Source organism: Alsobacter soli (assembly GCF_003004785.1).
GTDB classification, from domain to species: Bacteria; Pseudomonadota; Alphaproteobacteria; order Rhizobiales; family Beijerinckiaceae; genus Alsobacter; species Alsobacter soli.
In genome coordinates this window covers 243997-258207 of the sequence record NZ_PVZS01000002.1, presented here as the reverse complement: position 1 = coordinate 258207, position 14211 = coordinate 243997, and the positions used below count along the sequence as shown (strand labels likewise).

13 protein-coding genes are annotated in these 14211 nt (G+C 66.2%); 2 read left to right on the top strand and 11 right to left on the bottom strand.

Annotated elements, in window-relative coordinates:
* Positions 1–22 precede the first annotated feature (22 nt).
* The 4 genes from SLNSH_RS02770 to SLNSH_RS02755 are packed head-to-tail and all read right to left on the bottom strand — an operon-like array spanning position 23 to position 4711.
* Entirely contained in the window at positions 23–2215 is a 2193-nt protein-coding gene (locus SLNSH_RS02770; RefSeq protein ID WP_106335114.1) for a hypothetical protein, read from the bottom strand.
* On the bottom strand, positions 2212–3723 hold the full coding sequence (locus tag SLNSH_RS02765; RefSeq protein WP_106335113.1) for a hypothetical protein: 1512 nt from the start codon (positions 3721–3723) through the stop codon (positions 2212–2214). Before SLNSH_RS02765 ends, SLNSH_RS02770 begins: the two co-directional genes overlap by 4 nt.
* 8 nt (positions 3724–3731) lie before the next feature.
* Positions 3732–4214: a hypothetical protein gene (locus SLNSH_RS02760; protein ID WP_106335112.1), complete on the bottom strand. Its 483-nt coding sequence runs from the start codon at positions 4212–4214 to the stop codon at positions 3732–3734.
* Positions 4211–4711, bottom strand: a complete 501-nt coding sequence (locus tag SLNSH_RS02755; RefSeq protein ID WP_106335111.1) for a hypothetical protein — start codon at positions 4709–4711, stop codon at positions 4211–4213. The genes SLNSH_RS02760 and SLNSH_RS02755 overlap by 4 nt, the downstream gene beginning before the upstream one ends.
* 395 nt (positions 4712–5106) lie before the next feature.
* Between SLNSH_RS02755 and SLNSH_RS02750 the strand changes: the two genes are divergently transcribed.
* Complete coding sequence (locus tag SLNSH_RS02750) at positions 5107–5769, top strand: recombinase family protein (RefSeq protein WP_106335110.1); 663 nt, start codon at positions 5107–5109, stop codon at positions 5767–5769.
* Positions 5770–5855: 86 nt separating this feature from the next.
* Here the strand turns inward: SLNSH_RS02750 and SLNSH_RS02745 are convergent, their stop codons facing one another.
* The 7 genes from SLNSH_RS02745 to SLNSH_RS02715 form a co-directional block, all read right to left on the bottom strand.
* On the bottom strand, positions 5856–6059 hold the full coding sequence (locus SLNSH_RS02745; RefSeq protein ID WP_106335109.1) for a hypothetical protein: 204 nt from the start codon (positions 6057–6059) through the stop codon (positions 5856–5858).
* A gap of 276 nt (positions 6060–6335) precedes the next feature.
* Complete coding sequence (locus tag SLNSH_RS02740) at positions 6336–6800, bottom strand: terminase small subunit (protein WP_158266651.1); 465 nt, start codon at positions 6798–6800, stop codon at positions 6336–6338.
* A gap of 356 nt (positions 6801–7156) precedes the next feature.
* The gene (locus tag SLNSH_RS02735) at positions 7157–9394 is read right to left on the bottom strand and encodes an AAA family ATPase (protein WP_106335107.1); all 2238 of its coding nucleotides are present in this window, start codon (positions 9392–9394) and stop codon (positions 7157–7159) included.
* A gap of 53 nt (positions 9395–9447) precedes the next feature.
* Positions 9448–9720: a hypothetical protein gene (locus tag SLNSH_RS02730; RefSeq protein WP_106335106.1), complete on the bottom strand. Its 273-nt coding sequence runs from the start codon at positions 9718–9720 to the stop codon at positions 9448–9450.
* Between the two features lie 78 nt (positions 9721–9798).
* The gene (locus tag SLNSH_RS02725; protein WP_146140173.1) at positions 9799–10356 is read right to left on the bottom strand and encodes a hypothetical protein; all 558 of its coding nucleotides are present in this window, start codon (positions 10354–10356) and stop codon (positions 9799–9801) included.
* Positions 10353–10565: a helix-turn-helix transcriptional regulator gene (locus SLNSH_RS02720; protein WP_106335104.1), complete on the bottom strand. Its 213-nt coding sequence runs from the start codon at positions 10563–10565 to the stop codon at positions 10353–10355. The genes SLNSH_RS02725 and SLNSH_RS02720 overlap by 4 nt, the downstream gene beginning before the upstream one ends.
* Before the next feature lie 136 nt (positions 10566–10701).
* On the bottom strand, positions 10702–11898 hold the full coding sequence (locus SLNSH_RS02715; protein WP_106335103.1) for a tyrosine-type recombinase/integrase: 1197 nt from the start codon (positions 11896–11898) through the stop codon (positions 10702–10704).
* 302 nt (positions 11899–12200) lie between these two features.
* Between SLNSH_RS02715 and SLNSH_RS02710 the strand changes: the two genes are divergently transcribed.
* Entirely contained in the window at positions 12201–13832 is a 1632-nt protein-coding gene (locus SLNSH_RS02710) for a DUF6538 domain-containing protein (RefSeq protein WP_106335102.1), read from the top strand.
* Positions 13833–14211: the final 379 nt, after the last annotated feature.

Here is a 14211-nt window from a genome sequence, read left to right as displayed (position 1 = left end):
TCCTTGGGAGTTGGCCGCGATATCAGCGGCCCACGAAGAACGGCGCCAACTGCGCGCCCGAGCGGCCCGCAGCTTCGGCGTAGTTGATCGGCGCCCCGCGCGCGGCGGCCGCCCGGATGAGGTCGACGGAGTTCGGGTTCACGAACATGTCCGCAAGCGTCGAGACGCCCTTCCGAAGGGCCGCACGTTGCGCAGCGTCGGCGGCTTGGGTGATCAGCGACGTCCCGAGCGATCGCAGGCCGAGCCCGGCCCGCGAGGTCAGGGAGCCGTCCGCCAGTTCGGCGTTCAGGGTCCGGTTGAACTCCGTGGCGCTGCCGATCGGCATTCGCCGGCCCGTCGCCTGGAGCGCGTCGAGCAAGACCGCAGCATCTGCAGCGGGACCGCCCGGGATCCCGTTCAGGACAGCGTCGAGCACTTCGCGCCGCGCGTCGTTACCGGCGACATCGTTCCGGAACTTGGCGCCGGCGTACTCGCGGCTTCCCTGCTGTGTGTCCGTGGCCGCCCGGGCGTAGCGGTCCGCCAGATTCTGGCGAACTAGGCCACGCGTCGTCTCGGGATCGTGGCCGATGAGGCGCGCCACGGCGTCGGCCGTTTCCGGGCCGGATCCCGTCATGGGGTTCTGAGGCAGGAGAGCGGCGCCAGCGCTCGGGGTGTCGCTCGCGGCGGCGACCCGTCCGACCGGGCCTTCGGCGATCGGCTGGACCGTGTTGCGCGTGATGTCGGCGTAGCGCTGCTTGCCGGCGGCGAACTTGGCGCTGGCCTGTTCCATGGCCGTATCCAGCGGCTCGAGGATGCTTGAGATGGCGCCCGCCTGCTCCCGCGTGATGGCGTCGGCCCCGACCTGCGGCAGCGCCAGGCGGTCGCGGAAGTACTTCCGCGTCCGGTCCAGGTTTTCGATGTCGGTGATCGGAACGTGCGGCGTCGGATCCACTGCGGGAGTCGCCTCGTAGCGGATGACCTGGCCGTTCGGGCCCATGACGGGCGTCCGCGTAGCCGGCGCGCCGGGGCGCGCGGGCGTCTCGATGAGGCGGCTCCGGAGCTCGCCTAGTGGGCCGGACAGGATGCCCGTGCTGTCCGCGGCCAGCTGCCGGTCAATGTTGCCGATCAACCCATTGACCACGTCAGGCGCGACCCGGTCGGCGTTGGCCGCGGTGTAGAGCGGGTTCACAGCCGCCGTCCTGGCTTCCTCGACGTCGCGCAGGGCGCGCGTCGCCGCGTCCGAAGCGCGGGGGCCTAGTACGGATGGCGTCGGGCTCTGTGGCGCGATCCGGTCCAGGAAGGAGCCGACAGCCGCATCTACCTGACCCGGGCGCTGCGCGAAGAACGGCGCCGTGCGGGCGCGGCCTTCGACGGAGCCCTCCACCACGCGCTGCACGTTCGGAAGCGCGCTCGCGCCGCCAGTCGCCTGGCTGATCGCCTCGGGACCGGTCAGCTTGATCCCCTGTGGGTTGGCGGCAAGCTCGCGAGCGGCCTGCCACTGCGCGTCCGTCATATCGCCGGTCGCGCGCCGCAATACGTTGTCGGGCGCGCTTGCGCCGCGGACGTACGCGCTTCCCATGTTGCCCGCCACGGCGCCCGCAAGCCGCGCGATCGGCTCCAGCTTCGTCCCGGCGGTCGCCTGCCCGGCCGTCTCGGAAGCCAACGCAGGAACGACGACGTTGCCGGCCAGGTCCGCCAGATAGCCCTTCAGGAACTTCGCCGCGGTCGGCGCGGCGGTCGTGGCTTTGGTCGGAAGCGCGCCGGGGACGAGGAAGGAGCCGATTGTTTCACCGTACTTGCCCGCCCGGGTCTGCGGCTCATGCCAGGGCCCGGTGACGCCCTCGGCCAGGCGCTGCGCGCCCACGGCGCCGTCTACTCCCAAATTGGGCGTCATGGCGCGCCCGACGTCGACCACGGCCTGGCGCTGCTCTGGCGTCGGCGTGATCGGGTCCAGGCCGAGCCAGCCCCGAACCGTGTTGCCGGCCTTCAGGACGGCGTCAGTCATCGGCCCTGTCACGAGGCCCATGGCGTCGCGCGGCAACCCGGCGGCCTGCGCGGCCGTCTTCGCCACGCCGACCGGGATGGACTCGACGAAGTCGAGAGCGGCATTGGGCGGGGCCGACTGAGCGGGGGTGGCCGTGGCCGAGGTTGGGGTCGCGGGCGTGAACCGGGCCCAAGGGTCCGAACCGGGGCCGGCCGGCGAGGCTGGAGTGAAGCGCGCCCAAGGATCCGTCATCGCACAAACTCCCGACCGTCAGGGGTTCGGAACCGCGTCCCGACCGGAAGGCGGTCGGCGTCCTCCGGAGTGGCCACGGTCTGGACCTGGCCCGCGGCGCCCGGCGCGTTGCCGTTCGGCGCCGCGGTCGCCGTTGCTGCCGGCGCGACGGCTCCGGACTTGTCCATGTTCGCGATGGCCGGCCCGGCGAGCGCGCGCACGCCCTTCCGATAGGCCTCGAACTGCCGGCGGCGAGCCTGCGTCACGGCGGGGTCTTCGCCTGGAACAGGGACGAGCTCGGCGATCTTGCGCTCGGCCTCCTGCTCTGTGACGGCTTGGCCCGACTGAACCATCAGCTGGTAGGGCAGCGTCGAGCGCAGGTTCTGGAAGAACACCTGCCCTTGCGGGGACATCTGGCCCACCATGGCCGGCGACAGGATCGGGGCGGCCTGCATGGCCTTCTGGACCACCGTGTCCGTCGAGGTCGGCAGCTTTCCCGTGTCGAAGGCGTTCAGGATGTCGTTCGTCGCCCCGTCGGACATGACATAGGCATAGCCCGCCCGATCCTGGGCTTCCGTCGTCTTCGCCAGGCCGCCCGGGTTGGATGCCTGAATGGTGGGGAGGTTCGAGATCCCGACCTCGGGGCCGTAGATGTCGCCCGTCTGCGGGTTCTGCCACTTCCCGCCGGCAACGGAAATCGCCGGCCCGATCGGCTGGCCCGTCTTCGTGTCGTAAGCCTGCCCGTTCGCGACGCGCGCCGCGTCTGGAATAGGCGTGCGGCCCGCGGCGTCGGCCGCGTTGACGTAGGTCTGGCCGCCTGTCGCCGGATCCACGACGGCCGTCGGGTTGACGCCCTTCATGGCCACCGCACGCTGATCCTGGGGCGTCAGGCTGGAGAGGATCTGGCCCTCGACCTCGGACGAGGTCCGGGGCTTATCGCGGCCCTGCAGCGTGTCGCCACCCGGGACATTGGCGATCTGGCCCTCGTTCAGCTTGGTGATGCCTGTCACGGGCGTCGGCTGCGCCGGCAGGCCGAACATGCCCGCCACGCTCTCCGGCATCGCCGGCAGGCTCTGGCCCTCGCTCAGGGGCCCGTAACGGGTCGCGAAGGCCGCGCGTTGATTGTCCGCCGCATTCGTCTGTAGGGCGCGCTGGTTGTCGGCGGCGTTGTTCGCCCGCGACGTGGCGGCCTGGGTGTCGTAGCCGTATCGCTGCGTCTGGGCCGTGATGTCCTGACCGCGCCTGTTTGTGGCGTCCCCCAGATCCACGCTGTAGTAGCTCTGATTTGGGTTGTAGACGCCGGCGGCCACGCCGTACTGATCCACCAGACGACGGTCGGCGCCGGGCTGCGTCGCGATCCGGAAGAAGTCCGTCAGACGCTGCGCCTTTTCCCGGGTCGCGGCGGCCGTCGCATAGTTCGCGATGTCGCTTGCGTCCGGCGGGGCGAACATTTTCGAAATATTCCCGAAGGCCTTCGCGATGTTCGGATCATTGAATCCGTAGAGCGCATTGCGCTTGATGCTTCCCATGATGGACCTCAGTTCAGGGGGCCGTCGGGCCGAGCGGCCTCGCGCGCCTGGGCTAGTTGGACCTGGCGCTGGAGCGGTGCGCCGCGCCTTTCGATGCCGCGGCGTCGCGCCACGATTTCGAGCTCGGCGGCGAGGATGGCCGCTAGATCAAGCTGGTCCTGCCGGATCGCGGCCGGCCACGGATCGCCGGCCTCGAACACGGCCAGCAGGCCGGCGGCGGCTCCCATGCCTGGCGCGATGTCCTCAAGCGTCAGGCGATCGGCCATGTCCTTCATCACCATCGGCATGGCGTCATAGATCGCCGCCGCAGCGGCCTCGCGGGGGCCGGGGCCGGACAGCGCGAGCCGGTTGCTTCCGGCCGCCTGCACGATCACGCGCAAGCCAATGATGACATTCGCGACGGGATCGACGCCGGCCGCAGCCTTGCGGAACACGTCCGCGACGGCGGCCAGTGTCTTGTCGCTGTCGATCGGCTCGCCGCCCCCGATCATTGAAAGATCCCCCGGGGTGGGAACGGCACGACGTTGGCTCCGAGACGCTTTCGGCGCTGCTCGGCGCGGTCGGCGAGTTCGTAGGCCAGGGACGCGGAGTACGCGGCGTTATGCAACCGCCGGACATGGTCGAGAGCGTCTTCCACGTCGGTTCCGATGGCCTTGCGGCGCTCTGCCGGCTGCTCCGCCAGATAGTTGACCAGCACGGCCACCGCGGCAAAGCCGAGCTCGATGACGCTGCGCGGGCATTCCGGGGCTAGCTCGGCCTCGCACGAATGCCAGGCCTGCCCGAACATGTGCAGGAGTTCATCGCGATCCTCGTCGTCGAACATCGGGGCGGCGGCCCCCGCACGAGCTTCACGGAACAGCCGGTCGAGGGCGGGCGTCAGTCCGAAGCAGCGATGCTCCGCGGCGTACACGGCCGGTGTCAGGTGGGTGAGGATCGACTCGGCGACCTCGTGGCCTGTCGGGACGTAGCGCTTGGGGTGGTTCTGCACGGGTCGCCTCTCGATGGCTTCCCGTGCATCAAAGGGCGGATCAGATCGCCTAAACAGGCAAAATCTTCGCGGGGTTTATGCCCGAAGCGGGCGTCCGGACGGGATGTCCAGAAGGCTTTTCGGCCAGCAATTTTCTCCGGGCCTGGGCGGCGGATTCCCGGATAACGGGGAGGGTGTGGCGGCAGGGTCCGGCCCCGCCTGCCAGGCGGCGAGCACCCCGCCTCCCCGGCCCGGGTCGGCGTCCGTCGTGTCAGGAATGACGTGCGACGTCGCGCGCTGGATCAGACGGGGTGGACAAAAAGGAAAGGGCCGGAACGTCGCTGAAGGGCGCTGAACCACAAATTGACAAACCCAAACGGTCGTTTAGAATTGTCATTGTCAACGGAGCGCCTCGCATGTTTTCCTATGTGGCCTACTACCGCGTCAGCACCCGGAAGCAGTCGCTCGGCCTGGACGCACAGCGCGCCAGCGTCGAGGCCTTCGTAAGCCAGCAGGGCGGCCAGCTGGTCGGGCCGGCTTTTATCGAACAGGAGAGCGGCGGCGACAACGATCGCGCGCAGCTGCACGCGGCCATGGCCTTCGCGAAGGCCAACAACGCATGGGTGGTCGTCTCGAAGCTCGACCGCCTGTCGCGCGACGTCGAGTACATCGCCTCCTTGATGAACAAGGGCGTCCGTTTCGTGGTGGCCGAGCTCGGCCACGACGTCGACCCGTTCGTGCTGCACCTCTACGCCGCCCTGGCCGAGAAAGAGCGCAAGCTGATCTCGGAACGGACTCGCGCCGCCTTGGGGGCCATCAAGACGGGCGTCAGGGCCACAAAGAGCGGCAACCCGCTCGGGAACCCGCGCGCCGCCGAGGCGGCCGTGCTTGGGGCCGCTGCGGCGTCCGAACAGGCCAAGGAACGCCGGGCCGCGATTCTCCCCGCCATCGAAAAGTGCAAGGCCGCGGGTGCCTCGACGCTGGCCGAGATCGCCGATTGCCTGAACCGCCTCGGCCACAAGACGCCGCGCGGCGGCTCCTGGGGCCCTACGCAGGTCCGGCGCGTGCTGACGGCCTGAAGTCGACACCACGCCGCGTAGGGCGGCCTGGAAACGGAAAGGGCGCCCCGCGGCGCCCTTCGTCGTCTCTGGCCTCCCCTCGCCCGCTAGGCGGTATCGCCGGCCGGGATCACGAGCTCCTCGACCACGTCGAGAGCGTCATGAAGGACGTTCGCGATCTCGGCGGCACCGGCCGCTTGGGCTAGACGATCCTGAAGCCCAGGCGCTCCTTGGAATTCAGCAAGCGTCGCCAGCCGTGAGAACGCCAGGGCTAGGGACGGGGCGGGGTCGATCACACAATGCGCAGTCATCAGTAAACCTCCAACGCCGTTTCTAAGCGGCGTGTTTGATCCCGGGGCTAGAAATAGCCGACTGCTGGCGGCTCCTTCGCGCCTTTAGGCACATAGGCCTTGGACATCCGCGCGGAGGCCCCGGGACTTTCAAGATTTACTCCGGATCAGAGTGCAGTTCAGAGCTTTCTAGGCCCTTAATGCCACTCTAATCCGCGATCTTTTACTTGCGCAACGCAGACGTTGTCAGCCGTTGTCGCCTGCTATTCCGGACAGACTCCAGTTAATCTCTTGTACTCAGGCGAAAATGTCGTCCCGTTCTGCTCCTGACACCACCGCGACTCCCGAAATTATTTTGGCTCGATCGCCGGCAAGGCGTTCCAGGTGCTCGATGGCCTGCTGCAGCTCGCTCGCGGTCATCTCGTGCGGCTCCTTGGGCCGCCCGTCATCCGCCCGGCCGATTCCCGACTGCTTCACAAGCTCCGCCGCGGCCCGCACGCGCGTTCCGCCAGGCTGCTGCCGATCCGTCGCGATCTCGATGAGCGTCTGGACGCCGACCTCGGCCCCTTCGCTCTCCAGGCGCTTCCGGGCCTGTAGCCGGACCTCGGCCAGCACCCCGGGCTTTTGCAGGTTCGCGCTGGCGCGCTGCGCTGGCGACCCGTAGCCCGCCATGCGGGCCGAGTACGCCCCGTCTCCCGTGGCCGCGTAGTGCTTGGCGAACGTTCGCTCTTGCGCCGTCAGGCGCCCTTTAGGATCCGGCATCCGCGAAGGCCTTCGAATTCGTTTCGGATACAGAACGATTGCAGGTTCCGTAACTCCGCGCAAGTCACGCCAGAACTTCGGCCCTTGCCCCATGCTGTGATCAAATCCTGGTCCCCTTTCGTAGACGGGGGCGGCAGCGGAGCGGTCGGCGGGAGTAGCCGCCCCGTCCGAAGGACAGTTACTTTCGTTTGTAAAATCAATGACTTAGCCGGGGTACTCCCGTGGCTACTTTCGTAAGGTACTTTCGCCAGCAAAATCAAACACTTAGGACGGCTACTTTCGTACTCCCGCGTACTCCCGTCCTTTACTCCCGTTTTTTACTCCCGCGGTTACTCCCGTTGAGATCGCAGCGGTTTTCAGTCGAATAGACCGGCCTCGCATTGGACATCTTGTCCGCTGATGTCGACCACGCGAAAGCCGCGGCGGTTGCGTCCTGCGTCGAACTTTTCCATGCGGATCACGCCCGACGCTTTCCAGTGATCCAGGAGGCCCTGGGCTTCGTCACGGACGAGCCCGAAGTCCTGCATCATGCGGCGCAGCGCCTGGCGCTCTCCCGTGTTGTGGTGCTCGGCCCATGGCCGCCCCGCCTTCCAGGCAGCATCCATCTCCTTCAGGATGGCCGCCGCCTGGTCGGCTCCCGCGGTCTTAGCTCCGGCCTCGACACGCGTCGGGATCAGCGACGACAGCACGCCGCCGTTCGCCCACACCTTCTCGAAGCGGTAATCCTCGTGCCAATTGTCGGGCGCGTCTTTCTGCTTCTCGCAAGTCAGGCGGCCAACGGTCGCCCCTTTCTTGCGGTCCAGCTTGAACACGAAGTCGCCGGCTCCCAGTAGGACGGACGAGCCCCGCATTTGGCCTTCGCGGTTTGCGTGGTGCACCCCCATGACGCAGCAGCCGAACTCCTCCTTCAGGACGTCGCAGGCCCGAACGAACAGCGTCATCTCCTTTTGGAGGTTTTCGTCGGCGCCGGGCATGGCGCGGCTAACCGTGTCGACCACGATGAGCACCACGCCCGCCGGATCCGCCACGCGCTCGCGGATAGTGTCGGCCAAGGCCCGAACCTGGTCGGCCTCCATCATGTTCACGCCCTCAGGAATGAGCACGAAGCGGTCCTGCTGGTCGGACGGGGTCTTATGGTAGTCGAGCCAAGTCTGAAGGCGCGCCTTGAACCCTTGCGAACCCTCCCCAGCCAGGTAGACAACCGTCCCGCCCGGACGCGAGCGGATTGCGTGGCCATGCCAGGAACCACGGCCGAGGGCGATATGAAGCGCCTGGTCGAGCGCAATGAAGCTCTTGCCCGTCCCTGGGTCGCCATAGAGGAAGCCGACCGATTGCTCGGGGATATGCCGATCGATCATGAAAACCGGGTCGGGCCGGCTCAGGATGTCGGCGATGCTCAGCGTCTTGAACCGTCTTGCGGTGCGCGTGGCCGGCGGGTCTTCCGGGAAGAGCGGCGCGCGTCGGGTGGCCTCGGCCGCCTCTGCGTCAAACCAAACCTCGGCCCGGTCGAAGTCTGAGTGCTTGTCGGCGACCTCATAAATCCAGGGCGCGCCGACCTTGTAGGGCGGCTTCATCCTGGCCCAGTCCCCTGCCGCCATGTCGAAGTTGGGCGCGCCCTCGCGCCAGCGCTCGCACCACGACCACCACAGGTCAAAGGCCTCGGCCGCCTGCTCTGGTGGAAAGGCCGCTCGGATGGCGTAGCCGTACTTCACATAGCTGTCCCGGGTCGGGAACAGGGCCGACGTATTAGGGGTCGCCTCCACCGCGCGCCGGATCATGTCGGGATCGCCGCGCAGCGTCTCCTGCGGCGGGGCGTCCTCGGCGGCCGCGCTCTCCCGGATCAGCTTCGCCTTCGGGAGTTTGCGCTCGAGGACGTGCAAAAGCTCGTGCACGGCGTCCGCTGAAGCCACCGGCAAGGCCTCCAGCGGTTGCAGTCGGCTCGTCCAGCGGTACGGCTGCCGTGTGGCCGGGTGGATGCCGGACGCGACTGCCTGGCGGCCTTCGGACAGGATCTCCACTCGGTCGCTCAACGTGCCGCGCTCGTTGAGATCTCCGAACTCGACGCGCGTGTACCGCACCTCATCGGCTACCCGGACGACGTAGAGAGCCTTCGGCGCATTGCCGATCCGGACCGGGGGCGCGCCGAACAGCTTTGCGACCTCATGGGCCGAGATCTCGGCCGCCTCAGGGTCGCGGGTGTCGGCATCGATCCCGAGCAACCACGTTCCGTCGGCCTGGCGCCCTGTCTTGATCCCGACCCCGGCTCCCATGTCGAACCACCGATCCAGGTCCGCTTCGGTGGACTCGTGCTTGACCCATCCGAAAGACCGCCAGAGTCCATCCTCGCCGCGGATGCCGACTGCCTTACCGCGACATCCCGGGTTCTTGCTCAGGCTGGAGTTGGGAGAGAGCTCGGCGTCGGGCGGAACGATCGGCACAAGGCGCCGGTAGCCCATATCGAACAGCACGCGGAACGGGTTTTGCGGCGGCTCGGGTTTCGGCGCCGGGGTGGAGACCGCCTCCAGGAGGCGGCGGCCGCACTCATCGCCTAGTTGCTCGCGACCTTCATGCCGCGATATATTGGGGTCATCCATCAGACAGTTCCCTTCCGGGCCGGATCACGTTGCGAGCGTGGTCCGGCCCTCTCTTATTTGACCACCGTCAGGTGGCCGTATTTGCTGGGGGTCGGGCCGGCTTCGGCGCGCACTGGCGCTTGCTCGGCCTCGAGGCGGTCGAGGTAGTCGCTGATACTTTCGACCACGATGAACAGGGGGCCGCCCTTGGTCTGCCGGATGGCCTTCAGCACGCCGGCGGACACGAGGCGGCGAATGTAGCCGCTGCTGTAACAGAGGATCTCGCCGGCCATCGCCGGCGACACGAAGGCGCGCTCGCGCCAGTGCAAGAGTTGGGGTTCGGGCATTGGTGCGGTCTCCTCCGGACGAGGCTAGGCGCTTGGCGGACGCGTAAACAGGCGGCGCGGCGTGCGGGTTTTTGCCAGCTACGCCGAAGCGGCGCGGCCTTCTGTCAGGGCCGCCTGGCGCGCCTCGTTCCACTGTGCGTCCAGCTCGCCGCAGATGTTCAGGAGCTCGTCCAGATCGCGGTACAGGGCGCGGGTGTCGATGTTGGCGCCGGGGGCCGACGCGGTCAGAAGTCGAGACGTTACGCCGCGGACGAAGGCCAGCAGGTCGCCGCTGCTCCAGGCTGTTCGGGTCTGAGCCAGAAGCCTGTCTTCGATCCGCTTGCACGCATGGCCGACTTGTTCAGCAGGCAGACGGTGCCGGAGGCCAAGAAATTTGGCCGTTGCCTTGCGGGCTTCGGTCAGAGTCGCAGCGGGGTCGCGTCGTCGCTCATCTTCGAAGCGGGCCCGAACTATGAGGTCGCTGAACGTTGTCGCTGGCCGACCGGGACGCTTCCGCCTCTTGTCCTGCAGAACCCGCTCGTAGCCGCGAACCATGTGCTGCAGGGCGCGCAACGTGCGTTCGTGACGATTGATACCGACCGGCGCGGCATCAACCTCGCCCAGGATCCTTTCGATCAGGGTCGCCGGCTTGCTCACGGCGCCGCCCCGATCCAAGCCCGGACGTCCTCGACGCGGTAGCGCGGCCGGCCCTCGACGGCCGTAACGCGAGGCCCGCGGCCTTCCTTGCCGGCGGCCCAATTCCGCAAAGCCCGCTCCGTGTAGCCGGACACGGCGGAGACCTGCGCGCAGGTAAGCAGTGCGTCCGGTGGCAGGATGCGAAGGTCAGGGATCGACTTGGATTTCATGTTTACCTCGGTAGGCTGTGCCTCTCTGTGAAGCAGAATAGGCCTCCCTTCCGAAAGCAAACAAGATTTACGGACCCTCCCGCGAGCTAGAAACCAAGTACATCCGCCATACGTTTGCCATACGTGCCCCGATCCTTCACGCTGACGCTACAATGACTTGGACATGCTCGGCCCAACGCTCGAAAATTTTTCGAAGTTCTGCCAAGGCTGAGTCTCGGTTGTAGATCCGCACCAGATCTTCGCGGGCGTGGCCGAGTGCGAGTTCGGCAAGGTCGGTTTCGACGCCGAGGCGCGAGAGGCCCGTGCGGAACGTGCGGCGGAGGTCATGCAGGTCGAAGCTGACGCCAGACTTCTTTTCCAGGCCGGCGACAAGCTGTGTCCACCCGCCGATGACGCCGCCCGACCGCGGCGAGGCGAACACCAGATCCGGATCACGCGCGTCAACCGGGCAGGCCTCGAGGTGGGCGGCGAGGGCCGGCGCGATCGGCACGTAATGCTCGCGCCCCTGCTTCACGAACACGGCCGGAAACTCAATGACGTCGCCGGCGATCATGGAACGGCGCAGGCCGGCCCCCTCCCCTCGCCTGCAACCGGTCAGGATCAGGAAGCGCACGAGGCGGCCGAAGTTCGTGGTCGGATCCGCCGCGCGCCAGACGCTTGCCAACTCCTGGTCGGAGAGGGCCCGGCCGTGCTGCGCCTTCGCCACCCGGTCCGCGCGCGTCGCGCGCTGCTTCCGGTAGCCCGCCAGCGGGTTCTGTTCGATCACCTTGGCCTTCGTCACAGCGAAGGCCAAGAACGCCCGCACGCGCGACCGGAAGTCCTGCGCCGCCCCAGCCTTCCCGGCGCTCTCCAGGCGCTCGATGATACCGGCCAGGTCCGCCCCTTTGAGCTCTGCGATGTCGGCCTGCATATGCTTCACAAGGCGCGACCGGAGGCCAGACATCACCACCTTGGCGTTCACGTACTGGCGCCGGTTCAGATCGCGCTCGTAGGCGTCGAGCACGTCCGCCAGCTTCGACTTCTCCCGCCGCTTCTGTTCGGCGCGCTCGGCCGCCGGGTCGACGCCCGACGCCACGCGCCCCAGGAGCACGCGCGCGGCGTTGCGAGCCTCGGCCGTCGTCTTGAACGCCTCGGCGGGGCCGACCTTCAGCTTCTTCGAATTGGCCGCGCGCCCGGCGCCGGCCGGGCGATAGCTGACGATGAAGGTCCGGCTCTTCTCACCTATCCGGATCCCGAACCCGGTCAGTTCCGTATCCCATAGGATGACCTCGCTTCGGCCCTCGGGTAGACTGGCCTTGGCGATCGCGGAGTCGGTCAGCTTGATGCGAGGCATAGAGGATCCGAGGGAGTGGTGAACTGTCAGGCGCTCTGTCGGTAGCACATCGGCAGCACGAATCGCCAGACACAGGTGCACTCACGTTCCGCTTGGTTCCGCATTTTTCCGTTGCTCGGCCTAGGGTTTCCCTCCGCCATTCCGCTTCGTTCCGCTTGGTTCATCCGGCCCGAGGTATTTGGTAAGGGAGAGGTCGAGAGTTCAATCCTCTCCGGCAGCACCAGCAATTCCCTTGAGAAAGCAAGAACTCGTTGTAAGACAAGGGTTTCAGGCCGCCCCACTTGTACACAAGGGCGGTACACATGGCGTTCCGAATGGCATCCCCCGTCCAAGACCCTCAATCCCGAATCTGGTACCTCCGTGTCCGTGTTCCGACCGATCTGGTGAAGAAGGTTCGCGGTCAGAGCGTCAGTCTCCCCGTGGGCGAGGAAAGCGTTACAGCCAAGATCGGGGACGTTGTCCGGATATCCCTTCGCACCCGTGAGCCCAAGGAAGCCAAGGCTCGGTTTCTCACGGTCAGCGGGGCTCTGTGTACGTTCTGGGACTCTGTGAGAGCTGGACCGAAGCCGCTGAACCATAGGCAGCGAGTAGCCTTGGCAGGTGAGCTTTACCGGGAGTTCGTGGGGAAGCACGAGGACGACCCGGCTGCCCCTGAGGTCTGGGACTTGATACGGGAGGTCAATGCCAAACACCTGGTCATGGATGCCGAGGCCCGTGACGCTCAGGCTGGGGCTTTAGGCCGTGCGTTGATGATCGGCCAAGTGGCAAGGTTGGAAGCCTCTCTGAATCGCAGATTTGGAAGGCGCGTTGATCAGCTACTCAGCGCGAAGGGTATCGTCACGGATCAGGAGAGTCGTAGTGCGGTCCTGTTCCAAGTAGCTAAGGCGCTGGACGATGCAGCGGCCAACCTCAAGCGCAAGGCTGAGGGTGACTACTCCACTGATCCTAAGGCTGCGCGTTTCCCTGAGTTTGTCCCTGAGGGCTCAACCAAGGCGGAAGCTCTCACACTCGACGGGCTGTTTGAGCTTTGGGTCACACAGGCACAGCAGACCAAGGCAGCCTCAGCGGCGACCGTTCGGCGTTACCGGTCCGTGTTCAACACCTTCGGGGCATACGTGAAGGGCAAGCTCGCCAGTGCCATCAGCCCCGACGACATGATTGCGTACAAGGAGCACAGGCTTGCGGCTGGAACTCAGGCCAAGACCTTCAAGGACGCTGATCTGGCAGCTTTGAAATCCGTGTTTGGCTGGGCTCATGCCAACCGTAAGATTCCGGCTAACCCCGCCGCTGATGTCACGATCAAGGTACCTAAGAAGAAGGTGGAGCGGGAACATGGGTTCACTGAGGTCGAGGCTGATGCGATCCTGAGCGCAGCCCTGACGTACACGCGGACGGGCAAAGAGAGCGAGTTTTTGGCGAAGGCTAAGCGCTGGGTCCCTTGGATATGTGCCCTGAGTGGTGCTCGGGTCACTGAGGTTACGTCACTCACCAAAGCTGACTTTAGGACTGAGAGGGGAGTGTACAGCTTCAGGGTCTTTCAGGGCTCGAAGAATGGGACCTATCGGGACGTACCGGTTCACGCCCAGCTTCTGGCTATGGGCATCCGTGAGTTTGTGGCTGAGTCTGCTTCTGGTCCGCTTTTCTATGACGCCGAGGCTAGCGGGGAGCGAGGGGCCGAGTCTCAGTCAGGCAAGCTCAGGCTGTGGGTACGATCCATCATCAGCGACAAACAGGTTCAGCCGAACCATGGTTGGCGGCACAGGTTCACGACAATAGCGCGGGAAGTCGGCATGGACTTGGAAAAGCGAGAGTACATCGTGGGTCATACGATGAAGGACGTGGGTGCTCGGTACGGCGATATGGCTGGGTTGAAGGACGAACTTGACAAGCTGCCATGGTATCAGGTCGGGGCTGCACCAATCGGGGTTGGCTAGGGCATTAGTCAGCTGAAAGCTCAGCCCTCCGCCTCAGCCTTGGCTAGCTCTTCAAGCAGTAGCAGAAGCTGGGTAGGCACAGGCTCATCGATTACCTCAGCCCAGGCACGCCTAAGCTCAGCTTCATAGTCAGCCACGAGCTTAGCTGTTGGCTCAGGCCTTGGCTCATCAGGAACGCTTGTACTCATCTCTGGGCTGGCCTCAGCCGGGTACGAAAGGGCACCAACAGGTTCCACGTACGGGACCGACCACAATGGACCAAGCCTCGGAAGGCAGCCTAGGAAGCTCACAGTCGGCCTTCCGCTGTTGCACCGAGCCCCAACCTACCGACAGAACGAGAAGGCCTGTGTACCGCCTCCGCAGGGCCTTGTAGAGCCTT